The sequence below is a fragment of the Burkholderia sp. IO2 genome, assembly GCF_029522185.1.
Lineage (GTDB): Bacteria > Pseudomonadota > Gammaproteobacteria > Burkholderiales > Burkholderiaceae > Burkholderia > Burkholderia cenocepacia.
In genome coordinates, this window is sequence record NZ_JAKWFH010000026.1 from 21,544 (window position 1) to 43,567 (window position 22,024).

The window sequence follows — 22,024 nt, forward strand, 5'->3', positions numbered from 1 at the left end:
CTGTCTCGGCGGCCGGCCGTTTTCCCTCTCCCGACACCGTTGCGCCGCCATTCCACCACGAGACAACCGACATGACCTACTCATCGAAACGTCGAACCCTGTTGCTGGCCGCCGCGACGGCGCCGCTCGTTCTCACCGCCACCGCGTGCGCGTCGCGGCAGGCCGCTGCGCCGGACCCGGCCACGGCGGCAGCGGCGGCTGCCGCGGACGCCATGGCGCCCGCCGCGGCAGCAGCGACGCTCGCCGATCTCGAACGCGACGCGGGCGGCCGTCTCGGCGTATGCGCGATCGACACGGCGAGCGGCCGGGTCATCGAGCATCGCGCGGGCGAGCGCTTCCCGTTCTGCAGTACGTTCAAGGCGATGCTGAGTGCGGCGGTGCTCGCGCAGAGCGTCGAGCGGCCGGGCTTGCTGCAACAGCGCGTGACGTATACGAAGGCCGACCTCGTCAACTATTCGCCGGTGTCGGAGAAGCATGTCGGCGCGGGCATGACGGTGGCCGCGCTGTGCGAGGCGACGATCCAGTACAGCGACAACTCGGCCGCGAACCTGCTGATGAAGCTGATCGGCGGCCCGTCGGCGGTCACCGCCTACGCGCGCTCGATCGGCGACGACGCGTTCCGGCTCGATCGATGGGAGACCGAACTGAATACCGCGTTGCCGGGTGACCCGCGCGACACGACGACGCCCGCCGCGATGGCCGCCAGCATACGCGTGCTGACGCTCGGCGACGCATTGCCGGCCGCGCAGCGTGCGCAGCTCGTCGCGTGGCTGCGCGGCAACAAGGTCGGCGACAAGCGGATTCGTGCGGGCGTGCCGGCCGGATGGGTGGTCGGCGACAAGACCGGTACTGGCGACTACGGGACGACGAACGACGCGGGCGTCATCTGGCCGACGTCGCGCGCGCCGATCGTGCTGGCCGTGTACTACACGCAGACGCGAGCCGATGCGCGGGCGAAGGATGACGTGATCGCGTCGGTCGCGCGCATCGTGGCGCAGACGTTCGGTTGAGCCACGCGGCGCGGCGTGCGTGGCGAGATCCGCGGGCGCGCCGTGCCGCAGTCGTGACCCGCGCGATCAAACGTTGTGCGATCAACGACTTAGATCGCGCATGCTCAGGATATCCACATGCTTGCCAACAAAAAGTGTGGACAAGCCCGCACGCAGCGGCGCCCGGCATGCCGCCCGCCGTCGTGCCGCGTTTGAAGCAGCGCGGACAAAGTCTTTCGGATCAAGCGTTTGGCCGCGGTATGCGCATGCTATCCACACGCTTGCCAACACAATCTGTGGACAAGCGCGGCAAGCAGCGTGGCAGCCGGCGCGTCACGCGTCGACGCAGCACATAATCGGTGATTGGCCGCTCGCGTGCCGTTTTCGAGGCGGCGCGGACAAAGTCTTTCGGATCAAGTGCTTGATCGCGGTATGCGCAGGCTATCCACATGCTTGCCAACACAATCTGTGGACAAGCCCGCGCGCTGCCGCGATGGCAACGCTCAGGGCTGCCGATCGCCGACGGCCGGCCAGCGCGCGAACGCGAACACCCACAACATGATGAAGTTCAGCACCGGGACGAACATCGTCAGGATCCACCAGCCCGAATGCCCGGTGCGCCGGACGATGCGGACGTACGGATAGACGACGATGGCGACGAGCACGAGCGAGATGAGCAATTGCCACGCGGTAAAGTGTTCCATGGTCTTCCTCGGATTGAAATGTCGTCATGCGGTGCCGGCGGAACGGCCGGCCCGTGGCGCCGACGCGGGTTGCCGGCCATGCGCGGCCGCGTGCGGCTTGCGTGATCTTGATGGGTGACGGGCGCGGGCGTCAAGGCATCGGCGCCGCGCTGCGATCGCACTGAATCGTCCGCGTGCGCGCCGGCCGCTACCGCGCGCTGCCGAAACGGTGACACGCGGCACGAACCGTAGACCGATCAATGGGTTAGCGCAGGCTTGCGCAGGATATCCACAAGCTTGCCAACACAATCTGTGGGTAAGTGGCGCAGCGCCGGCCGTTACGACGCGCATCGAGCGTGCATCGGACTGCATCGGAGTACATCGGAGTACATCGGGACTACATCGCCGTGGCGTCGTGATGCGAAGTGCGGCGAAGCGGTGTGCGCGATGGCCATGGCGCGCGCCGTGTCTGCATCACGCGTGCCAAAGTCCATCGGATCAAGGGTTTAGCGTCGCGGTGCGCAGGATATCCACAAGCTTGCCAACATTTTCTGTGGAGAACTCCACGTTCGCGAGGCGGCCGATGCCACGCACTGCCACGCTTCGCATGTCCGCTCACGCCGTGCAGATACCGGCCACGCCGACCTTCTGGAACAGGTGCGGGCTGGCGACGGCGGACGACGGATAGGCCGACAACTTGGCGACGAACTCCGGATGCGTGAAGGCCGCGCGAAACACTTCCGTCGATTCCCAGATCGCGTAGTTCAGGTAGGTCGGGCTGTCGCCGAGTGCGCGATGAAGCTGCGTCGAGATGAATCCCGGCTGCCGCTTCATGAAAGCCGCGTCGTCTTTCCAGGCGGCGAGAAAATCGGCTTCGTCGGCGGGCGCGAGCGTGAACACGTTGACGAGCACGACCGGGTCCGCGTCGATCGCAATCTGTTGCTGGATCGGAAAGGCCGGATCCATCGGCTTGAACTGGGGCATGGGTGCTCCTGGTGAGGTAAAGGGCGAGCGGGCGGCTACGCGTGGCCGTCCTGGCCGTGCGCGCCGGACATCGCCGACAGCACGCGCAGCGCCGCGTCGAGGTCGGAAGAGCTGAAGTCGCCGGCGATGTCGCGGACATGCCGCTGCCACTGCTCGACCACGGCCTGATAGGCCGCTTCGCCGCGCGGCGTCAGCGCATACAACGGCGAGCGTTTGTGCGCCGGATTGGGCAACGACAGCACCAGCCCTTCGTCGGTCAGCACGTTGATCTGTTTCAGGACGGCCTGCCGCGTGATGCCCATCGTGTCGGCGATCTGCGGGATGTTGGGCGCGTCCGGCGCCATCGAGATCGCGCCCAGCACCTGCCAGCGCGCGCTGGTCAAGCCGTGCGGCCCGGCGAAGGTGTTGCCCCATTCGATCAGCAGGCCGTTCAACCGGAATACGGATAGCGCGACGGCGGTCAACTTGTCGGATTTCGTCATGGCCAGCTCGGGTCGTAAATTGACAACTACTTTACGTAATAGACAACTAGTTGTCAAATTGATGGGCGAGTGTCGACAGACGAAGGGGCTTCGGTATTGCAGCGTGGAAGCGCACGCGAACATCCGTGAAACCTCGACCGATCTTTGGGGCGAGCGGATTGTCCACCAGGAGTGACGCGCGCGGGCGTGCTTGCCCCGGGCCGGCGCATTTGCCGCGCACGCACGACAAACCCTTTCCGATCAAGGGCTTGGTGCTGTTAATGGAAGGTTGTCCACAAGCTTGCCAACATTATCTGTGGACAAGCCTTCGGCCGCCCGCGCATCAGGCCGGCAGCGGGAAGCGCACCGTGACGGTCAGCCCGCGTCCGCCGCGGGTGGTGCCCAGCGAGACGGTCGCGCGATGCTGTTCGGCGATCCGCTTGACGATCGACAGCCCGAGCCCGCTGCCCGACGACGTGGCGGCCTGTGCGCCTTCGCCGCGATAGAAGCGTTCCCACACGTCGGCGCGCTCGGCTTCCGGAATGCCGGGGCCGTCGTCCGCGACTTCGAGCACGGGCGTCGTGCCGTCGACGCGCGCCGACACGTCGACGCGCGCGCCTTCGCCTGCATAGCGGATCGCGTTGTCGACGAGATTGTTCAGCAGCACGCGCAGCGTGTCGGCATTGCCCGCGGCCATCACCGGCACGTCGACGATCGCGCCGAGATCGATCCGGTGCGCGTCGGCGACGCGTGCGCGATCGGACACCACCGAGCGGCACAGCGCGGCGAGATCGACCGGCGCCGATGCGGAGACGACCGCCTGCGCATCGGGTTCGAGGCGCGCGAGCGTCAGCAACTGTTCGGCGAGGTGGCCGAGGCGGGTCGTGCCCGCATGGATCTGCGCGAGGATGTGCTCGCGTTCCTCGGCCGTCGCCGCGCGCCGCAGCAGTTGCGACTGGATCGACAGCCCCATGATCGGCGTGCGCAGCTCGTGCGCGGCATCGGCGATGAAGTGCCGCTGCAGCGTGAACGAGCGGTCGAGGCGCGCGAGCAGGTCGTTGATCGCTTCGGCGAGCGGGCGGACCTCGTTCGGCATCGACGCGACGTCGACCGGTTCGAGGTTGTTCGCATTCCTGCGTTTCAGGCCGGACGCGATCGCCCGCAGCGGCCGCAGCCCCGCGCCGATGCCGAACCACAGGCCGAGCGCGAGCAGCGGCAGCATCGAGAACACGGGCCACAGCAGGTGGACGGCGATGCCCGCGATCGCTTCCCAGCGCGCATGCCGCGCCTGCGCGAGCCGGATCGTCGTGCCGCCGCGCTCGGTCACATAGGTGCGCCACGGCTGGCCGCCGACGTCGACGCTCGCGATGCCCTGCTGCGCGGGCGGCGGCAGCTTCGAGTCGCGATCGGTCGAATACACGAGCGTGCCGTTGCGCCACACCTGCAGCAGCACCGCGTCGGGGTCGCTCGCTTCGAAGCCGTGCTTGCCTTTGGCATGGTTGCTGAACGACAGCTCGCCGTTCGGGCCGACCACGATCTGTTTCGACATGCTGCGCATCTGGTCGTCGAGCAGGTCGTCGAGTTCGCGCAGCGCGCCCCAGTAGGTGCCGGCACTCGCGACCAGGCCGATCACGCACGCGGCCGGCAGCAGCCACGTCAGCAGGCGCCGCCGCAGCGACGCGTTGCGCCAGCGCGCGACCGCGCGTTCCATGCGCGTCACGTGCCGTCACCGATCCGGTAGCCGACGCCGCGCACCGTGCGGATCATGTCGTGGCCGAGTTTCTTGCGCAGGTTGTGGATATGCACCTGCACCGCGTTGCTCTCGATTTCCTCGCCCCAGCTGTACAGCCGTTCCTCGAACTGCTCGCGCGAAATCACCGCGCCCGGTTCGCGCATCAACTCGTGCAGCAGTACGAATTCCTTCGGCGACAGCGGGACTTCGTCACCGTCGAGCCAGACGAGGTGCTTGACGGGATCGAGCCGCAGCGGGCCGATCGCGAGCGTCGTCTGCGCGCGACCCGCATGGCGGCGGCTGACCGCGCGAATGCGGGCGAGCAGCTCGTCGAGCTCGAACGGCTTGACGAGATAGTCGTCCGCGCCGCTGTCGAGGCCGGCGATGCGGTCCGGCACGCCGTCGCGCGCGGTGATGATGATCGCGGGCAGGTTTTCGTCGCGGCGGCGCAGCGCGGCGAGCACCGACAGGCCGTCGCGGTTCGGCAGCCCGAGATCGAGCAGCAGCAATCCGTAGCCGGTCGCGCGCAGCGCGAGCGACGCGGCGTCGCCGTCCTTCACCCAGTCGACCGCGAAGCCTTCCTGTTTGAGGCCCTGTTCGAGCCCGCTGCCGATCAGCGGATCGTCCTCGACGAGCAGTACGCGCATGAATTCGTGTCTCTTCAAACGGGGCGCCGCGGCGCCCGGGATTCCCATGATAAGCGCACGCGTCTTAGACCAAGCTTAAATGCGCGCAGGGCGCCGCGCGGTTTTCGTACTCGTCCAATGCGGCACCGTGTCACTTCGGGATGCCCTTCAGGTTTGCTTAATCTTACGGTCCGTAATCTGGCGCCGTCGCGTTCAACGGAGCGCGGCGCCACATCGAAGAAGAGGACCACGATCATGAAACATCTGGCCAGAATTCTGGCGGTCGCGCTCGTCGCGCTGCCCGCCGCCGTCTACGCGCAATACACGGGGCCGTCCGCGCTGACCACGACCACCGTGAAGGAACTGCTCGCCAACGGCCGGGATGACCAGCACGTGCAGTTGCAGGGGCGCATCGTCAAGCACGTCGGCGGCGAGGACTACGAGTTCGCCGACGCCACCGGCACGATCCGTGTCGAGATCGACCACAAGCTGTGGGCGGCGGGCCAGCCCGTCAGCGACAAGAACGAGGTGAAGCTGACCGGCGAATTCGAGCGCAAATGGTCGGGCCGCGTGAAGGTCGACGCCGATCACGTCGAAGTGCTGCGCTGACCGATGCGCGCGGGGCCGGTGATACCATGGACGACCGGTTCCCGTTCCCATCAAGATGGCCGCCAATTTCGACGAACTCGCGTCCCGGATCCGGGCGCAATTTTCCGAGCTGAGCCCGCAATTCCAGGCGGGCGCCGCCTTCCTGCTCGATCATCCCGACGACGTCGCCACGTCGTCGATGCGTAAGGTCGCACAGCGCGCGCAGGTGCAGCCTGCGTCGCTCGTGCGGCTCGCGCAGCAATTCGGCTTTCCCGGCTGGAACGAGCTGCGCGACCTGTGCGTCGCGCGCGTGCGTACGCGGCCCGAGCCGCTCACGCAGCGTGCGCGCTCGCTCGTGCGGCCCGACGCGAAGGCGTCGCTCGCACACGACCTGCTCGCCGCGCAGCAGCACAACCTGTCGGCGACCGCCGCGCAGAACGAGCATGCGCTCGCGGATGCGGCAAAGCTGATCCGCAAGGCATCGCATGTGCACGTGGCGGGGTTTCGCTCGTGCTATCCGGTCGCGTTCGGTTTCGTCTACGGCTACCGGCTGTTCCGGCCGACCGTGTCGCTGCTGAACGGCGTCGCCGGGTCGCTCGAAATGGAACTGCGGACGATCGCGAAGCAGAGCGTGACCGTGATCGTCAGCTTCGCGCCGTATTCGGCCGAAGCGACGCGCGTCGCGCAGGCCGCGAAGGCGCAGGGCAGCCGGATCGTCGCGATCACCGACAGCGCCGTGTCGCCGATCGCGCTGCACGCGGACGCGCAACTGATCTTCACGCACGACAGCCCGTCGTTCTTTCCGTCGCTGGTGGCCGCGCATGCGATGGCCGAGGCGCTGGTCGCGCAGTTGCTGGCGCTCGAAGGCAGCGATGCGATCGCGGCGCTCGAGCGGACCGAAGCGGAACTGCACGCGAAGGGCGCGTACGTCGTTTGACGGGCGCGGCACGGGCAGTTTCAGCCCTCTCGCATCACTTTCATTCACGACCCGACGCAACTCGATGACGTTGACCTACGCAGTGACCGACGCGGGCGACGCGGCGGTGCGCAAGCAGATCGTCGCGCCGCTCATCCGCTTCAACGAAAGCCAGGCCGGCCCGGTCGACTTCCGGCCGCTGGCCGTGATCGTGACCGACGAGGCCGGCGCGGTGGTCGGCGGCCTGTGGGGCGGCACGGCGTTCGGCTGGCTGCACGTCGACCTGCTGGTCGTGCCCGAGGCCGCGCGCGGCCAGGGTGCCGGCACGCGCATCATGGACCTGGCCGAACAGGAGGCCGTCGCGCGCGGCTGCCACAGCGCGTGGCTCGACACGTTCGACTTCCAGGCGCGACCGTTCTACGAGAAGCGCGGCTATGTCCGCTTCGGCGAGCTGCCCGATTATCCGGTCGGGCACAGCCGCATTTTCCTGACGAAGAAGCTCGCGGGCTGAGCGCCGCCGCGCGGCACGATTGACGTTGCCGGCGGCCGTCGCCTACGATACCGGACAGCGATGCAGGTCGCTTCCGGGTCCGCGGAAAGGGTTCAACCCACCTGTCGCGGCAAATCCGGTCTTTCCCCATCCTTTGTGCTGGCGGTATTGCGGACCTTCGGCCATCCATGCACGAGGATCCGCATGAAAAAGCTGCCTCCCAACGCCCATCCCGATCATCTGAAAAAGCAGGCCAAGGCGTTGTTGCGCCTGTACCGGCAGGGTGACGCCGATGCCGTCGCGCGCTTCGTCGAGTCGCTGCCCGCCGCCGCGAATCGCACGCACGACGAAACGCTCGCGCTCGGGCTGCGCCTGCACGACGCGCAGTCCTGCATCGCGCGCGAGTACGGTTTTGCTTCGTGGGCCGATCTCGGCGTGTTCGTCGAAACCCATGCGCTCACGCGGGAACCGCGGCCGCTGCTGATCCGCCGCTGGCTCGAGCTGGCTTACGGCGCCGACGTGACGGGCGGCTTCGACGCGGCCCGGCCGCGCGTCGCCGCGCAATTGCTGCTCGATCATCCCGATCTCGTTTCGGCGGACCCGACCATCGCGTGTGCGGCCGGCGATCTCGACGCGGTGAAGGCCGCGCTGGCCGCCGATCCCGGCTGGATCGCGCGCGCCGGCGGGGCGCTGAAGCTGCCGCCGCTCGTCGCCGTCACGCATTCGCGGCTCGGGCAGCTTCCCGAATTCGCGGCGAGGTTGCGTGCGTGCGCGCGTCATCTACTCGATGCGGGCGCTGATCCGAACCAGCGGATCGGCAACCGGTATCCGCCGGCCTCGCTCGCCGCGCCCGATGCGTCGGCGCCGCTGTCGGCGCTCTATGGCGCCGCCGGCGTCCAGCGCGATCCGGCGCTCACCGCGATGCTGCTGGAAGCCGGCGCCGATCCGAACGACGGCGAATCGCTGTATCACTCCGTGGAGAACCCGGCGTGCACGCGGCTGCTGCTCGAGCACGGCGCACGGGTGGGCGGGACGAATGCGTTGCGACGCGCGCTCGACGTGCCGGACGCGACCGCGCTCGAACTGCTGCTCGCGCATGGCGGCGATCCGAACGAACCGGCCGGCGAGGGGCCGACCAGGACGTGGGGCGCGCCGTTGCTGCGCGCGATCGCCGTGCGTTGCCCGGCGCGCCACGTCGCCGCGCTGCTGGCGGCCGGCGCCGATCCCCACGCGCGGACCGCCGCGGGCGTCAGCGCGTACCGGCTCGCGATGCAGACCGGATCGTCCGATGTCGCGGCGCTGTTGCGCGCGGCCGGCGCGGAGGAGGCGCTCGATGCGCAAGACGCGTTCGTGTCGGCGTGCGCGCGCGCCGATGCCGACGACGCACGGCGCATCCAGGCGCGTCATCGCGACCTGCCCGGTGCGCTGTCCGACGACCGGCTGCGGTTGCTGCCGGACGCCGCCGCATGGGGTTCGCGCGATGCGGTGAAGGTGATGGTCGAGCTGGGCTGGCCGATCGACGCGCGCGGCGGCGACTGGGACGCGAGCGCGCTGAATCACGCGGTGTTCCGCGGCGATGCGGAACTGCTGGCGTTTTTGCTCGCGCACGGTGCAGGCTGGCGCGACCTGCACGGGTTCGGCAGCGACGCGCTCGGTACGTTGTCGTGGGCGTCGGTCAACGAACCGGAGGGAGCTGGTGAGGCCGACTGGGAGGCTTGCGCGCGCGTGCTGCTTGCGTATGGCGTGCCGCCAGCGGTGCGCGATCCGTCGAATCCGGACGGCGTGCTGATCGACGGTCGCGCGATGCGGTTCTCCGAGGCCGTCACCGACGTGTTGCTCGGCAGCGACGGCGGGCGGCCCGTATCGACGTGAACCGACGCGGGCGGCCGCGCGGGGTGGCCTGCATTCGGCGTTGGGCCGCATTCTTCCTGTTGCGCGACGACATTTCGACGAAAGCTGAAACGTCGCGTGCACGACCGGCGTAAGCTCACCCGTCAACACTGTCCCTGGAGTTCGCGATGATCCGTTCCGACCTGCAAGCCCGCCACGCCGAAGCTTTCCGTGCGCTGCATACGCGCCCCGGCGCGTTCATCATCCCGAACCCGTGGGACGCCGGCACCGCGCGCCTGCTCGCGATGGCCGGCTTCGAGGCGCTCGCCACGACCAGCGCCGGCTACGCGTTTTCGAAAGGGCAGCCCGACAACGCGATCGACCGCGACGCGATGCTCGATCACATCGCCGATCTCGTCGCCGCGGGGGGCCTGCCGGTGAGCGCCGATCTCGAGAACGGCTTCGGCGACGCGCCCGGCACGGTGGCCGAAACGATCCGGCTGGCGGCCGAAGCCGGCGCGGTCGGTGGCTCGATCGAGGATGCGACCGGCCGCGCCGATACGCCGATCTATGCGCGCGACGCGTCGGTCGAGCGCATCGCGGCGGCCGTCGACGCGGCGCGCGCGCTGCCGTTTCCGTTCACGCTGACGGCCCGCTGCGAAAACTACCTGCACGGCCGCCGCGACCTCGACGACACGATCGCGCGGCTCGTCGCCTATCGCGACGCCGGCGCCGACGTGCTGTATGCGCCCGGCATCACCGACGCCGACGAGATCGCGGCGGTGACGCGGGCGGTCGGCGCGCCGGTCAATGTCGTCATGGGCCTGCAGGGCGGGCTGCTGAGCCTCGACGAACTGGCGGCGCTCGGCGTGAAGCGTGTCAGCGTCGGCGGCGCGCTGGCGCGGGCCGCGCTCGGCGCGTTCCTGCGCGCGACGACGGAGATGAGGCGCGACGGCACCTTCACCTTTACCCAGGCGGCCGTGCCGGGGCGCGATATCAACCGCTGGTTTGCGGCGCCCGATAATTCGCCGATTTTGTTCGACGAATGAGCCCCAATAAAAGCCGGAATCGTTTACGGCGAAACATTGATTGACAATAATCAACCAGTTTCGCGTCCGAATTAATCGTCGATGACGACGTGAAAATCATCGTCTATTCTCCGCATTCCGCCTGTTCGGCCACAGCCGGCGTGCCGCGCCTGACGCCCGGCGGGCCGTCAGGCGTGACGATCCCGCGCATTGTTGCAGGTTATTGTTCAGAGCGTTGCCGCGCGCGGCAGTTGCTGGATGATTTTTTGATTGATAATCTGCGGCACGTTCCAATGGCCGGTCAGTGCGCCGCCGGGAATATCAATATATTCAATATATAAAAAGCTGAGAGAGCGATGACGATCCGAGAAAATCACCGCATGAGGTTTCGCGTGGGCGATGTCGTGACGCTTAAAACGGGCGGCCCGCGCATGACCGTCACGTATGCCGGGCCGGTCGTGTTCGACGACGGCGACTGGCTGATCTGCCAGTGGTTCGACGAAAGCGGCGAATTCCGGCAGGAAATGTTCCATCACGACACGGTGGTGCCCGAACCGCGCGCGATTTCGGCCGGGCGGGTCCGGCTGCGCATGCAGTCGCACCGCGACCGATCGGCGGCCTGACACCGGCCGCCTCAGCCATGCCGTGACTCGTCGCTCGCCGTTCGTACCGCGACATTTCACGCCATCCCGAAACATGCGGCGGCGCACTGCGCCGATACTGAGCGCATGAACCCGACCGATCCCATTGCCGCGGTCACGCACCGCGATCCCTATCCCTATTACGCCGCGCTCGTCAACGGGCCGCCGCTCGCGTTCGATGCCACGCTCGGCCTGTGGGTCGCGAGCCGCGCGACGGCCGTGACGGCCGTGCTCGGCGACCCGGCCTGCCGCGTGCGCCCGCTCGACGCGCCGGTGCCGCCCGCGTTGCGCGGCACGACGGCCGGCGCGCTGTTCGGCGAGCTGGTACGCATGAACGAGGGTGCATCGCGACACGACGTACCGAAGCAGGCGTTGCGTGCGGCGTTCGCGCCGCTCGACCCGGCCGCGCTGCGCGATCGCGCCGAGGCGATTGCCGCGCGGCGGTTGTCCGCGTCCGGCGATGCCGACGCGCTGAACGCGTGGTGCATGACGGTGCCCGTGTGCGCGGTTGCCGAGCTGCTCGGCTTCGACGAAACCCAGCTCGACGACATCGCGGCGCGGGTCGTCGAGTTCGTCGCGGCACTGTCGCCGCTGTCGGATGCCGCGGCGCTGGCGCGCGCGAGCGACGCGGCGCGACAACTGCTCGACCGGATGACGGAACGCGTCGCGCAGTCGCATGCGCAGGACGGCACGCTGGTCGCCGCGGTGCAGCAAGCGGCCCGCGCGTCGGGCTGGCAGGCGGGCGGCGCGCTGGTCGCGAATCTCGTCGGGTTGCTGTCGCAGACATGCGAGGCGACCGCTGCATGGCTCGGCAATGCACTCGTGGCGTGGAACGGCGAAGCAGGCGAGGTGCCGGACGCCGCCGCGATCGACGCATTCGTCGCCGAAGTCGGGCGTTTCGATTCACCGGTACAGAACACGCGCCGCTTCGTCGCGGCACGCACGACGATCGAAGGCGTGAGCGTCGAAGCCGGCGACGCGATCCTCGTCGTGCTGGCGGCGGCGAATCGCGATCCGGCCGTGCATCGCGAGCCGCACCGGCTGATGCCCGGCCGCACGGCGGGGCCGAATTTCGGCTTCGGCACGGGGCCGCATGGATGTCCGGGCGAGCGAATCGCACGGGCGGTCACGGCGGGGGCATTCGCGGCGCGGTTGCACGCGGGCGGCTGGCCGCCGCGTGACGCACTGAAGTGGGATTACCGCGCGTCGACCAACGTCAGGATGCCGAAGTTCGACGCGAGTCGGTGAAGGGGAAAGAGGAACCTACCGGCAGCCTTGTTTTTCCGCCCATTGCTCCTGGGCGGCGACACGGCGTTGCACGCGTTCGACGAGGCCGGTCGAAAAAGTCCGCATGCTGATGCCGCGGCGCTTCGCGAGGATCGTCTGCGCGACGTCGGTGCGCGGGTTCGGCTGGCACGCCCAGTACAGCGTCATCAGCCAGCCGATGCCTGTCCACGCGAACAGGGCGTTGAACATCGCGATCGTCAGCTTGTCGTGCCGGCCGCGCCGGTCGGCAATGACGGCCGGCAGGAAATAGAGCGCGATCGCCGCGACTGAACCGGCCACTTGAATCAGGACTGCATCATGCATGGTGCTGCTCCGTCCGAACTGCAATGAGGTTGATTGTCGCGCTTTTTCCGTTCGTGTGCAGGCAATTGATTGTTGCGCTTTTAGTGACGATCAGGCGGCTTCGACGTCGGTCGGCTGCACGTCGTTGCTCAGTGCGAAACCTTCGTCGAGCCAGCCCGTCACGCCGCCGATCATCAGCTTGACCGGGCGGCCGAGGCGCGCGAGCCGGATCGCCGCGCGGGCGGCGCCGTTGCAGTGCGGCCCCGCGCAGTAGACGACGAACAGCGTGTCGGCCGGGTAGCCGGCGAGCTTGCTTTCGACGATCTTGCGGTGCGGCAGGTTGCGCGCGCCGGGCACGTGGCCGGCGGCGAACTGGTCGGGGCCGCGCACGTCGAGCAGCACGAAATCGGGCGTGCCGGATGCGAACGCGTCGTGCACGTCCCAGCAATCGGTCTCGAAGCGCAGCGAGGCCTCGAAATGCGCGAGGGCGGCGGGGCTGTCGGCGGCGGGGACGTCGGTGACGTGGGACATGGTCAGGCTCTCCGGGTTGAACGGGCACGAAATGCGCCGCAATGAAGGGCAGTATCGCGGTTCGGCGCGGGTCGCGGCAGTGGCGCGATCGACAAGTTCCGGTAACATCGCGCCATGCACAATCATCTCGTCGTCGCGCTCGCCTACGATCGGCTCTGCACGTTCGAATTCGGCTGCGTGGTCGAACTGTTCGCGCTCGAGCGCCCCGAACTCGGCGTCGACTGGTATCGCTTCGCGGTATGCGCGAGCGAGCCGGGGCCGGTGCGCGCGGCGGGCGGCATTACCGTTGCCGCGCCCTACCGGCTCGCGACGCTCGATCGCGCGGACACCATCGTGATTCCCGGCTGGCGCGATCCGGACGAATTGCCGCCCGAGCCGTTGCTGAAGAAGCTGCGGGCCGCGCACCGGCGCGGCGCGCGGCTCTGCTCGATCTGTTCGGGCGTGTTCGTGCTCGCGGCGGCCGGCGTGCTCGACGGCCTCACCGTGACGACTCACTGGCGGTATGCGGAACGCCTGCAGGCCCGTTATCCGGCGCTGCGCGTGAATCCCGATGCGCTGTACGTCGACGAAGGGCAGATCGTCACGTCGGCCGGCTCGGCGGCGGGGCTCGACATGCTGCTGCATCTCGTGCGCCGCGATCATGGCGGCGCGATCGCGAACCGCGTCGCGCAGCGTCTCGTGCTGCCGCCGCATCGCGACGGCGGCCAGGCGCAGTTCGTGCCGCGTCCGGTCGCACCGGGCGGCACCGACCGGCTCGCCAAGCTGATCGACTGGATGCGCGCGCATGCGGCCGAGCCGCACACGCTCGCGTCGCTCGCCGCGCAGGCCGCGATGAGCACGCGCACGCTGCAGCGTCAGTTCTCCGATGCGACGGGGATGTCGCCGCTGGCGTGGCTGATCCGCGAGCGCGTGAACGTCGCGAAGGACATGCTCGAGGCGCAGCCGGCACTGCCGCTCGCACAGGTCGCGGCGCGCGCCGGGTTCGGTTCCGAGGAGTCGCTGCGCCGGCATTTCCGGCGCGTCGCGGCGACGAGCCCGGCCGCGTACCGGCGCGGGATGGATCGGGGCGGCACGTAGCGGGTGTCGGGCCGGAGCGCTCGCGCGACGATGAAAAGCCGTCCCTGCGGCACGATGCGCTCACCCGCGCGGCCGGGCTGCGCGACGCATTTCCGAACGCTGTCTGAACGGCCAGGAGGGGCGCCGGCGGGGGCGCATCGGCGTATGATCTGGGTTTTCGTCAGCCCGATCCAGGCACCCCCACCATGACTTCCGTCGACACTACCCCCGTCCTCGACCATGACAAGCTCGTTACCTTCATCGAGCGCAAGTGGAACGATGAAATCCTCCACGCCCTGACCGACTACATCGCGATTCCCGCGAAGAGCCCCGCATTCGACCCCGACTGGGCGAAACGCGGATATCTCGAGCGCGTCGTCACCGATGCCGCGCAGTGGGCCGAACGGCAGCCGGTGAAGGGCCTGAAGCTCGAAATCGTGCGCCTGCCGGGCCGCACGCCGGTGATCTTCTTCGAGTCTCCGGCCACGCGCTCGGGCAGCACCGACACGATCCTGCTGTACGGCCACCTCGACAAGCAGCCCGAATTCGACGGCTGGCGCGCGGACCTCGGCCCGTGGACGCCGAAGTTCGAGAACGGCAAGCTGTACGGCCGCGGCGGCGCGGACGACGGCTATGCGATCTACGCAAGCCTCGCGGCGCTCGGCGCGCTCGACGAGCAGGGCATCGAGCGGCCGCGCTGCGTCGGCCTGATCGAGACGTGCGAGGAGTCGGGCAGCTACGACCTGCTGCCGTACGTCGACGCATTGCGCGACCGGCTCGGTCAGGTGTCGCTCGTCGTGTGCCTCGATTCGGGCGCCGGCAACTACGACCAGATGTGGCTCACCACGTCGCTGCGCGGCCTCGTGTCCGGCGACCTGCAGGTCGAGGTGCTGGAAGAAGGCGTCCACTCGGGTGTCTACGGCGGCATCGCGCCGTCGAGCTTCCGCGTGATGCGCCAGCTGTTCGAGCGCCTCGAAGACGCGAAGAACGGCAACCTGCTGCCGGGCGTGTTCCATTGCGAGATTCCGTCGAGCCGCGTGCGCGAAGCCGAGGCCGCTGCCGCGATTCTCGGCGACACGGTGTGGAAGGGGCTGCCGTGGGCGTGCGGCCAGGATGGCAAGCCCGTGCTGCCGACCACGACCGATCCGCGCGAGGCGCTGCTGAATTCGACGTGGCGTCCGTCGCTGTCGGTGACGGGTGCGGCCGGCATGCCGGCGCTCGCCGATGCGGGCAACGTGCTGCGTCCGCGCACCGCATTCAAGCTGTCGCTGCGGCTGCCGCCGCTCGTCGACGCCGCGCAGGCCGTCCAGCAGCTCAAGGAATTGCTCGAACTCGATCCGCCGTACAACGCGAAGGTCACGTTCAAGCCGGACGCCGGCGCCGCGACGGGCTGGAGCGCGCCGGATCTCGCGCCGTGGCTCGCGTCGTCGCTCGACGCCGCGTCGCGCCGCCACTTCGGCGCCGACTGCGCGTACATGGGCCTCGGCGGCACGATCCCGCTGATGAACGTGCTGCAGGAAGGCTTCCCCGCAGCGCAATTCATGGTGTGCGGCGTGCTCGGGCCGAAGTCGAACGCGCACGGCCCGAACGAGTTCCTGCACGTACCGTATGCGAAGAAGCTCACCGCGGCCGTTGCCGACGTGATCGCGACCGCGCGCTGATCGGCGCAACGTTCGACGTACCGATTGCCCGACCCGAACCGCCTTGATGGAGTGTTGCCGATGACCGCACTGCCGACGCCCGATACCGAACCGCTGCGCATGCGCGCCGAACCGCTGCATGCCTTCGTCGCGGCACTCTGGGAACGGGCCGGCAGCCACCCGCGCGAGGCGACGCTGGTCGCCGATCACCTGGTCGGCGCGAATCTCGCGGGCCACGATTCGCACGGGATCGGGATGATCCCGAATTACGTCGCGTCGTGGCGCGAAGGGCAGTTGCAGTTGAACGGGCACGCGTCGATCGTGCGCGACGGCGGCGCGGTGCTGACGATCGACGGCGGGCGCGGCTTCGGCCAGGTGATCGCGTTCGAGGCGATGGTCGAAGGAATCGAGCGCGCGCGGCGCATGGGCATCTGCGCGATCGGGCTGCGCGACGTTCATCACCTCGGCCGCATCGGGCACTGGGCCGAGCAGTGCGCGCGCGCCGGGCTCGTGTCGTTCCATTTCGTCAACGTGCCGGGCGACCTGCTGGTCGCGCCGCTGCACGGCACCGATCCGCGTTTCGGCACGAATCCGTTCTGCGCCGCGTATCCGCGGGCGGGCAAGCCGCCGTTGCTGCTCGATTTCGCGACGAGCGCGATCGCGTACGGCAAGACGCGTGTCGCGTACAACCAGGGCAAGCGCGTGCCGGCCGGGTCGCTCATCGACCATCGCGGCCAGCCGACCGACGATCCGGCCGTGATGCACGAGCAGCCGTTCGGCGCGCTGCTGCCGTTCGGGCTGCACAAGGGCTATGCGCTCGCGGCGATGTGCGAGATCTTCGGCGGCGCGCTGGTGGGCGGGCATACGACGTACGGCGATACGCTGCAGAAGACGAGCGCGATCGTCAACGGGATGCTGTCGGTGCTGATCGATCCGAACGCGTTCGACGCGGCCGATGCCGAACGCGAAGCCGATGCGTTCGTCGCGTGGGCGAAGGCGTCGCCGCGGGCCGGCGATGCGCCGGTGCAGGTGCCCGGCGAGCCGGAAGAGGCGAGCCGCGCCGCACGCGGCACGGCCGGGATTCCGGTCGACCGCGCAACGTGGCGGCAGATTCGCGAGAGCGCGGCGGCCGTCGGGGTCGACGCGGCCGAATTCGATGCGTGGACGCAGCGCTGCGAGGCGTCCGCATGAGCTGGCAGGCGGAGAAGGCGCACGGCGAGGAAATTGCGTATCAGCTTGCGCCGCTCGGTACGATCGCCGTAGCACGGTTCTTCAGCGGGGCGGCCTTGCGGCTCGACGGCGTGATGTTCGGCTTCCTGTCGCGCGGGTCGCTGTTCCTGCGTGTCGACGACGTGAATCGCCCGGCGTTCGTCGCGGCGGGGATGGGGCCGTTCTCGTATGCGCGGCCCACGCGCACCGTCTCGCTCGAGGGCTATTACGAAACGCCGGCCGACGTGCTCGAGGATGCGGGCGCGCTGTTCGACTGGTGCCGCAGCGCGTATCGCGCGGCGCTGCTGGCCGGGCCGCCGAAGCGCAAGGCGCGGGCGGTGTCGAAGACGGGATCGAGGGCGGCGCCGAAGCCTGCAGCGAAACCGGCGCCCAAAAAGGCATCCACGCCAGCGGCGAAATCCGCATCGAAACCGGCGTCGGCGCAGAAAGCGAAACCGGCATCGAAATCATCATCCGCGCCGGCACCGAAACCGGCAGCGAAGCGCAAGCAGACGTAATACCGGCTGCGCGGCGCGACAGCCTCGCAAGGTTCGCTTTCCTTTCTTTCAGACCGCCTCGTCGCGGCCGACCAGCACGCCGCGCGGGCGACTGGCCCGCGCGATCCGGCGCATGAACGCATCGAGCGTGACGCACCGCACATCCTGCGTGCTTCACAACGGCGGCCCCGACGTTTATGATCGGCGCGGGTTGCGCCCGTGCGTCGCGCGACCCGCGCCGGCCTCGCCACCGGCCCGCGAACGGCGCACCGTACGCCGCGCGGCACGCTTCCCCACTCATCATTCCAGACGGAGACAGCCGATGCTCGTCCTGATTCTCGGTTTAGCGATCTTCCTCGGTGTGCACTCGGTCCGGATCGTCGCCGACGGCTGGCGGTCCGCGACGATCGATCGGATCGGCGAGAAAGGCTGGAAGGGCGGCTACGCGATCGCGTCGATCGTCGGCTTCGTGCTGATCATCTGGGGGTACGGGATCGCCCGCGCGGGCGCGACGTTGCTGTGGGTGTCGCCGGTCGGCGTGCGCCACCTGACGGGCATGCTGACCGCGGTCGCATTCGTGCTGATCGCCGCGTCCTACGTGCCGCGCAACCGGATCAAGACGCTCGTCGGGCATCCGATGCTGGCCGGCGTGATGGTGTGGGCGGTGGCGCACCTGCTCGTGAACGGCACCGTGCATGCGGTTGTGCTGTTCGGTGCGTTCTTCGTGTGGTCGATCGTCGATTTCGTCGTGTCGCGTGCGCGGGATCGCAGCGACGGTGTCCGCTATCCGGCCGGCGGGCTGGCCGGCGACCTCGCAACCGTGGCGGCCGGGCTCGTCGCCTGGGCCGTGTTCGCGCTGTTCCTGCACGGCCCGCTGATCGGCGTGCGGCCGTTCGGCTGAACGGAACGCGCACGCCGGTCGGCCTCCCGCCGGTCAACGCCCCTTCGCGCCGGCGGCCTGCCCGAACGACGGCTGCTTGCGCCGCAGGAAGTACGCCGCGACGATCGCGAGCGCCGTCAGCACCGTGAACCAGAACTGGAAGCGCGAATCCGGGTTGAACGCCTGCGACCCCAGCACGGCGACCAGCGCCAGCAGCGCGACCCAGTTCGATACCGGATAGAACCACGCGCGGAACGCCGTCGGGTCGCGTTGCTCGTGCTTCGTCTGCCGGCGCATCGCGAAGTGCGCGACGATGATGAAGATCCACACGATCATCACGAACGCGCCGCTGCTCTTCGCGAGCATCAGGAACAGGTCGCCGCCGCTCACGAAGTGAATGCCGAGGATCGACACGCAGATCGCGAGGCACAGCACGAGCGCGTTCATCGGCACGCCCTTCGCGTTGGTGCGGCCGAACACCGCCGGCGCGTGGCCGCGCTGGCTCAGCGAGAACAGCATGCGCGAGTTCGAGAACAGGAACGAGTTCATCACCGACATGAACGACACGAACAGCACGATCTTCATCGCGACGGCGGCCTCCGTGAAGCCTGCCATGCCGAACAGCGATACGTACGGCGATTTCAGGTTGGCCTTGTCGGTCCACGGCATGCACAGGATCAGGATCGACACCGAACCGACGTAGAACACCATCACGCGCACGATCACGCTCTTGATCGCGCGGATCACGTTCCTGCTCGGGTTTTCCGATTCGCCCGCCGCTACTGCCGCGATCTCGCTGCCGCCGAGCGAGAAGATCACGACCATCACGCCGGCGAGCACGGGCGAGATGCCGTTCGGCATGAAGCCGCCGTGATCCGTGAGGTTCACGAGCCCCGGCGCGGGAATGCGCGGCTGGAAGCCGAGCAGGATCGACGCGCCGAGCGCCATGAACACGATGATCGTCGCGACCTTCGCGAACGACAGCCAGTATTCGGCTTCACCGAACGAGCGCACCGAATACGCGTTGCTCGCGATCAGCGTGACGAGCATGAACAGCGCGCCGCCCCAGATCGGCAGCCACGGCAGGAAATCGTGGAGGATCGCGCCGAGCAGGATCGCTTCGACGGTGATCGTCATCATCGACTTGAACCAGTACAGCCAGCCGACCGCGAAGCCGGCCCATTCGCCGAGATAGCTGCTCGCATACGTGGAGAACGATCCGCTGTCGGGATTGCGGGACGCCATTTCGCCGAGCATGAACATGACCAGCGTGACGATCACGCCGCCGATCAGGTACGACAGGATCGCCGCGGGGCCGGCCGTTGCGATGATCGCGCCGGAGCCGACGAACAGGCCCGCGCCGATCACGCCGCCGAGCGCGATCATCGTGATGTGCCGTTGCTTGAGGCTTTGCCTCAACGAGTTGTCCTGCATCTCCTACCTCTAGTTATTGTTGGCCGGGAACGTATCGGGCGGCGCGGCGGCAAGCGTTCTGCCGCCGCGGGGCGCCGATGTCGAGGGAGCGTGTGTGACGCGATGTGCGGGGCCGCCGGCGGTGAATCGAAATGGCGGCCACGGTGTGCCGGTCGGTGCCCGCGAGAGGGCGATGATGGCGACAAACCGGATTGTCGGCGGACACCGCCGCGACGGCAAACGAGATATGCGAAAGACGTCTTGCGGTTTGCTCATCAATTGCCGCGATCGCGGCAGGCGTGGGCGTGAGTCAGATCGGTTTGACGAACAACCCGATGGTCAGCAGCACGCCGATGCAGACGATCGCGATTCGCAGCACGCGTTCGTTGACGCGATGCAGCGCCCATGCGCCGAGCAGGCCGCCGACGATGGCGCCGCCGCCGAGTGCGATCGCCGCGCGCCAGTGAAGGTGCGGCGAGGTGAGGAACAGCACGACCGCCGACGCATTCATCACGCCCGCGAGCGCGTTCTTGGTCGACATCGCGCGACGCGGCGGCAGGCCGGCCATCGTCAGCGCGGCCATCATCAGGAACCCGATGCCGCCGCCGAAGTAGCCGCCGTAGATCGCGATCAGGAACTGCGAGGCCCCGGCCGCGACTGGGCCGAGATGTTGCGTGCCCGCGCCCGGCTTGCGAAAGAAGCTGCCCCATGCGAACACGATCGTCGCGAACAGCACGAGCCACGGGACGAGGCGCGAGAAGATCGACGAAGGCGTCTTCAGCAACAGCAGCCCGCCGAGCGCGCCGCCGACCACGCTGATCGCGAACAGCGCGCGAAACGGCAGCCTGCCCACGCCGCTCACCATGTTCCGGCTCGCCCAGCCCGTCGTGACCTGGCCGGGGAACAGTGCGACCGTCGACGTGATGTTGGCCGCGAGCGGCGACATCCCCGACACGATCAGCGCGGGCAGCGTGACGAACGAGCCGCCGCCGGCGAGAGCGTTCTGCAGGCCGGCCCACAGGCCGGCGAGGATGATGAGGGCGAGCACGATCGATTGATCCGGGATATTCCGACCTTGAACCGCGAACGGCCAGGCTTGCCGGGCGGGGATGCACGATGGTAATTCAGGACCGCGGCCGATGCACGCACGATACGCGGCGTGCCGATGGCGGCCAGGACGCGGACGAAATGAGCATCGATTGTCTGCGGCGACGATTCAATTAATAAAGACCAGGTCGTTTATTTCGTTTCTGGATTCATCGGGTGTGGTTTTCGGGAGACGGGTTTTTTGGTATGAGCGGACAGGGTTGCGGTGAAGGTTGAATTGGATTCCGGGCATCCATGCAGAAACGGATGCTGGGGTCGGAAGCGCCCGGATGTCGGAAGTTTTGAGTGAATGTCGGGAAGAGAGAAGCGTCTCGCGAAAATCCTTGTCGTCGAAGAGGTTTTTGGCAGGATCCGACGCGTCGAAATGCTCGATCTCAATATAGTTGCATGGTGAGGTTCGATTTCATTTTTCACCCTGCAGCGTTGGGTGCGAGCGTGCGTGCATACGCCTTGTCGCACCGGCTGGGCCGAAAACATTCGGTTTCGAGCGGTGCTTTCGGGGATAACCCGCATCGCGATGACTCATTGCCACGACAGCGAATAAGGTGAACCAATCCAGACAATTGTTTATGTTTTTATAAGCGGCGGGAAATATGCGAAAGAAAGGCTGAAAATATTTGTAAAAGTGCCAGTGGAGTGCAATCATGTACGTGAAAGACCGGTGTAATCTAAACGCAGGCACGAGCGGTACATAGAGAGAGTGATGGTGCACCGCGGCAATTCGCCCTGATCAAGCGAATTGTTGATGATTCGCGATAAAAGGAAATAACTAATATGGCGAGGGCGGTAGAAATGCAGATCCAATATCAAACAAAAAATCGCCGCGTGGACAACACCCGCGGCGCGAGGGCCATCAAACACGTATGTCCGTCGGACTGGCGCGTTGTATTGGGCCATTTCCCGGCACGCAGGGCGAACGGCTGTTCCGGCCGTCTGGACTCATCCCTGATTCCGTAGCAGCCCCGGCTCCATTTTTCCTTTTCCGGCATAGGCCGCCTCGGGCGGGCTAGCGGCTCGTTGCGTCCCGCACGAGCCGGATACCCGGTTTGCAGCGGCGCGAATTCGCGTCGTGCTCCGTCGCGCCTGTTTGGTTGAACGTTTGCCTGTCATCGACGGGCCAGGTTTTGTCACATCCATCTACAAGGAGTCGGGCA

At 67.8% G+C, this 22,024-nt stretch carries 23 protein-coding genes; 14 read left to right on the forward strand and 9 right to left on the reverse strand.

Going from position 1 to position 22,024, the window contains the following annotated elements:
• Positions 1-71 precede the first annotated feature (71 nt).
• A complete protein-coding gene (gene blaPEN-B, locus MMB92_RS18150) occupies positions 72-1,010 on the forward strand; it encodes a PEN-B family class A beta-lactamase (protein WP_012493495.1) in 939 nt (312 codons plus the stop codon).
• Between the two features lie 482 nt (positions 1,011-1,492).
• Here the strand turns inward: blaPEN-B and MMB92_RS18155 are convergent, their stop codons facing one another.
• The 5 genes from MMB92_RS18155 to MMB92_RS18175 form a co-directional block, all read right to left on the reverse strand.
• The gene (locus tag MMB92_RS18155) at positions 1,493-1,693 is read right to left on the reverse strand and encodes a membrane protein (RefSeq protein ID WP_006485688.1); all 201 of its coding nucleotides are present in this window, start codon (positions 1,691-1,693) and stop codon (positions 1,493-1,495) included.
• A 594-nt stretch (positions 1,694-2,287) separates the two neighbouring features.
• A complete protein-coding gene (locus MMB92_RS18160; RefSeq protein WP_059721944.1) occupies positions 2,288-2,656 on the reverse strand; it encodes an antibiotic biosynthesis monooxygenase family protein in 369 nt (122 codons plus the stop codon).
• Between the two features lie 35 nt (positions 2,657-2,691).
• Positions 2,692-3,138 carry a MarR family winged helix-turn-helix transcriptional regulator gene (locus tag MMB92_RS18165; protein ID WP_006485683.1) on the reverse strand — a complete coding sequence of 149 codons (447 nt, stop codon included), beginning with the start codon at positions 3,136-3,138 and terminating at the stop codon, positions 2,692-2,694.
• 322 nt (positions 3,139-3,460) lie between these two features.
• Positions 3,461-4,837, reverse strand: coding sequence for an ATP-binding protein (locus MMB92_RS18170; protein WP_060263829.1), 1,377 nt, complete (start codon positions 4,835-4,837; stop codon positions 3,461-3,463).
• Positions 4,834-5,496 carry a response regulator gene (locus tag MMB92_RS18175; protein WP_006485687.1) on the reverse strand — a complete coding sequence of 221 codons (663 nt, stop codon included), beginning with the start codon at positions 5,494-5,496 and terminating at the stop codon, positions 4,834-4,836. The genes MMB92_RS18170 and MMB92_RS18175 overlap by 4 nt, the downstream gene beginning before the upstream one ends.
• 234 nt (positions 5,497-5,730) lie before the next feature.
• Here MMB92_RS18175 and MMB92_RS18180 point away from each other — a divergent pair, with 234 nt between their 5' ends.
• The 8 genes from MMB92_RS18180 (at position 5,731) to MMB92_RS18215 (ending at position 12,216) form a co-directional block, all read left to right on the forward strand.
• Positions 5,731-6,084 carry a NirD/YgiW/YdeI family stress tolerance protein gene (locus tag MMB92_RS18180; protein ID WP_205671870.1) on the forward strand — a complete coding sequence of 118 codons (354 nt, stop codon included), beginning with the start codon at positions 5,731-5,733 and terminating at the stop codon, positions 6,082-6,084.
• A 55-nt stretch (positions 6,085-6,139) separates the two neighbouring features.
• Entirely contained in the window at positions 6,140-7,000 is an 861-nt protein-coding gene (locus tag MMB92_RS18185) for a MurR/RpiR family transcriptional regulator (RefSeq protein ID WP_277562843.1), read from the forward strand.
• Positions 7,001-7,064: 64 nt separating this feature from the next.
• Positions 7,065-7,490, forward strand: a complete 426-nt coding sequence (locus MMB92_RS18190; protein ID WP_006485684.1) for a GNAT family N-acetyltransferase — start codon at positions 7,065-7,067, stop codon at positions 7,488-7,490.
• Between the two features lie 183 nt (positions 7,491-7,673).
• The gene (locus tag MMB92_RS18195) at positions 7,674-9,341 is read left to right on the forward strand and encodes an ankyrin repeat domain-containing protein (protein ID WP_277562844.1); all 1,668 of its coding nucleotides are present in this window, start codon (positions 7,674-7,676) and stop codon (positions 9,339-9,341) included.
• Between the two features lie 146 nt (positions 9,342-9,487).
• The gene (locus MMB92_RS18200) at positions 9,488-10,348 is read left to right on the forward strand and encodes an isocitrate lyase/phosphoenolpyruvate mutase family protein (RefSeq protein ID WP_196433460.1); all 861 of its coding nucleotides are present in this window, start codon (positions 9,488-9,490) and stop codon (positions 10,346-10,348) included.
• A gap of 89 nt (positions 10,349-10,437) precedes the next feature.
• Positions 10,438-10,668 (forward strand): hypothetical protein, encoded by a 231-nt coding sequence (locus tag MMB92_RS18205; protein WP_179148637.1) that lies wholly within the window; start codon positions 10,438-10,440, stop codon positions 10,666-10,668.
• 15 nt (positions 10,669-10,683) lie between these two features.
• Positions 10,684-10,950 (forward strand): YodC family protein, encoded by a 267-nt coding sequence (locus MMB92_RS18210; protein WP_034178596.1) that lies wholly within the window; start codon positions 10,684-10,686, stop codon positions 10,948-10,950.
• A gap of 105 nt (positions 10,951-11,055) precedes the next feature.
• Entirely contained in the window at positions 11,056-12,216 is a 1,161-nt protein-coding gene (locus MMB92_RS18215; protein WP_125331653.1) for a cytochrome P450, read from the forward strand.
• A gap of 15 nt (positions 12,217-12,231) precedes the next feature.
• On the opposite strand, the gene MMB92_RS18220 is transcribed toward MMB92_RS18215, so the two are convergent.
• Entirely contained in the window at positions 12,232-12,558 is a 327-nt protein-coding gene (locus MMB92_RS18220) for a superinfection immunity protein (RefSeq protein WP_006490851.1), read from the reverse strand.
• Between the two features lie 90 nt (positions 12,559-12,648).
• A complete protein-coding gene (locus MMB92_RS18225) occupies positions 12,649-13,068 on the reverse strand; it encodes a rhodanese-like domain-containing protein (protein ID WP_060211854.1) in 420 nt (139 codons plus the stop codon).
• A gap of 114 nt (positions 13,069-13,182) precedes the next feature.
• Between MMB92_RS18225 and ftrA the strand changes: the two genes are divergently transcribed.
• The 5 genes from ftrA (at position 13,183) to MMB92_RS18250 (ending at position 18,371) form a co-directional block, all read left to right on the forward strand.
• Positions 13,183-14,145: a transcriptional regulator FtrA gene (gene ftrA / locus MMB92_RS18230; protein WP_006490855.1), complete on the forward strand. Its 963-nt coding sequence runs from the start codon at positions 13,183-13,185 to the stop codon at positions 14,143-14,145.
• 185 nt (positions 14,146-14,330) lie between these two features.
• Positions 14,331-15,785: a M20 family metallopeptidase gene (locus MMB92_RS18235; RefSeq protein ID WP_006490856.1), complete on the forward strand. Its 1,455-nt coding sequence runs from the start codon at positions 14,331-14,333 to the stop codon at positions 15,783-15,785.
• Between the two features lie 60 nt (positions 15,786-15,845).
• Positions 15,846-16,955, forward strand: a complete 1,110-nt coding sequence (locus MMB92_RS18240; protein WP_006498874.1) for a malate/lactate/ureidoglycolate dehydrogenase — start codon at positions 15,846-15,848, stop codon at positions 16,953-16,955.
• Complete coding sequence (locus MMB92_RS18245; protein ID WP_060211852.1) at positions 16,952-17,491, forward strand: TfoX/Sxy family protein; 540 nt, start codon at positions 16,952-16,954, stop codon at positions 17,489-17,491. Before MMB92_RS18240 ends, MMB92_RS18245 begins: the two co-directional genes overlap by 4 nt.
• 301 nt (positions 17,492-17,792) lie before the next feature.
• Positions 17,793-18,371 carry an NnrU family protein gene (locus MMB92_RS18250; protein WP_006490860.1) on the forward strand — a complete coding sequence of 193 codons (579 nt, stop codon included), beginning with the start codon at positions 17,793-17,795 and terminating at the stop codon, positions 18,369-18,371.
• A 33-nt stretch (positions 18,372-18,404) separates the two neighbouring features.
• Here the strand turns inward: MMB92_RS18250 and MMB92_RS18255 are convergent, their stop codons facing one another.
• Entirely contained in the window at positions 18,405-19,784 is a 1,380-nt protein-coding gene (locus tag MMB92_RS18255; RefSeq protein WP_006490861.1) for an amino acid permease, read from the reverse strand.
• A gap of 289 nt (positions 19,785-20,073) precedes the next feature.
• Complete coding sequence (locus tag MMB92_RS18260; RefSeq protein WP_006490854.1) at positions 20,074-20,811, reverse strand: sulfite exporter TauE/SafE family protein; 738 nt, start codon at positions 20,809-20,811, stop codon at positions 20,074-20,076.
• Between the last annotated feature and the right edge of the window lie 1,213 nt (positions 20,812-22,024).

Excerpts from the sequence above, each read along its gene's own strand:
- MMB92_RS18155 (WP_006485688.1), bottom strand. The coding sequence starts at position 1,693 with ATGGAACACTTTACCGCGTGGCAATTGCTCATCTCGCTCGTGCTCGTC.
- MMB92_RS18210 (WP_034178596.1), top strand. The coding sequence starts at position 10,684 with ATGACGATCCGAGAAAATCACCGCATGAGGTTTCGCGTGGGCGATGTC.
- MMB92_RS18240 (WP_006498874.1), top strand. The coding sequence starts at position 15,846 with ATGACCGCACTGCCGACGCCCGATACCGAACCGCTGCGCATGCGCGCC.
- MMB92_RS18190 (WP_006485684.1), top strand. The coding sequence starts at position 7,065 with ATGACGTTGACCTACGCAGTGACCGACGCGGGCGACGCGGCGGTGCGC.
- MMB92_RS18255 (WP_006490861.1), bottom strand. The coding sequence starts at position 19,784 with ATGCAGGACAACTCGTTGAGGCAAAGCCTCAAGCAACGGCACATCACG.
- ftrA (WP_006490855.1), top strand. The coding sequence starts at position 13,183 with ATGCACAATCATCTCGTCGTCGCGCTCGCCTACGATCGGCTCTGCACG.
- MMB92_RS18245 (WP_060211852.1), top strand. The coding sequence starts at position 16,952 with ATGAGCTGGCAGGCGGAGAAGGCGCACGGCGAGGAAATTGCGTATCAG.
- MMB92_RS18220 (WP_006490851.1), bottom strand. The coding sequence starts at position 12,558 with ATGCATGATGCAGTCCTGATTCAAGTGGCCGGTTCAGTCGCGGCGATC.
- MMB92_RS18185 (WP_277562843.1), top strand. The coding sequence starts at position 6,140 with ATGGCCGCCAATTTCGACGAACTCGCGTCCCGGATCCGGGCGCAATTT.
- MMB92_RS18180 (WP_205671870.1), top strand. The coding sequence starts at position 5,731 with ATGAAACATCTGGCCAGAATTCTGGCGGTCGCGCTCGTCGCGCTGCCC.
- MMB92_RS18195 (WP_277562844.1), top strand. The coding sequence starts at position 7,674 with ATGAAAAAGCTGCCTCCCAACGCCCATCCCGATCATCTGAAAAAGCAG.
- MMB92_RS18250 (WP_006490860.1), top strand. The coding sequence starts at position 17,793 with ATGCTCGTCCTGATTCTCGGTTTAGCGATCTTCCTCGGTGTGCACTCG.
- MMB92_RS18175 (WP_006485687.1), bottom strand. The coding sequence starts at position 5,496 with ATGCGCGTACTGCTCGTCGAGGACGATCCGCTGATCGGCAGCGGGCTC.
- MMB92_RS18215 (WP_125331653.1), top strand. The coding sequence starts at position 11,056 with ATGAACCCGACCGATCCCATTGCCGCGGTCACGCACCGCGATCCCTAT.
- MMB92_RS18160 (WP_059721944.1), bottom strand. The coding sequence starts at position 2,656 with ATGCCCCAGTTCAAGCCGATGGATCCGGCCTTTCCGATCCAGCAACAG.
- MMB92_RS18200 (WP_196433460.1), top strand. The coding sequence starts at position 9,488 with ATGATCCGTTCCGACCTGCAAGCCCGCCACGCCGAAGCTTTCCGTGCG.
- MMB92_RS18235 (WP_006490856.1), top strand. The coding sequence starts at position 14,331 with ATGACTTCCGTCGACACTACCCCCGTCCTCGACCATGACAAGCTCGTT.
- MMB92_RS18165 (WP_006485683.1), bottom strand. The coding sequence starts at position 3,138 with ATGACGAAATCCGACAAGTTGACCGCCGTCGCGCTATCCGTATTCCGG.
- blaPEN-B (WP_012493495.1), top strand. The coding sequence starts at position 72 with ATGACCTACTCATCGAAACGTCGAACCCTGTTGCTGGCCGCCGCGACG.
- MMB92_RS18225 (WP_060211854.1), bottom strand. The coding sequence starts at position 13,068 with ATGTCCCACGTCACCGACGTCCCCGCCGCCGACAGCCCCGCCGCCCTC.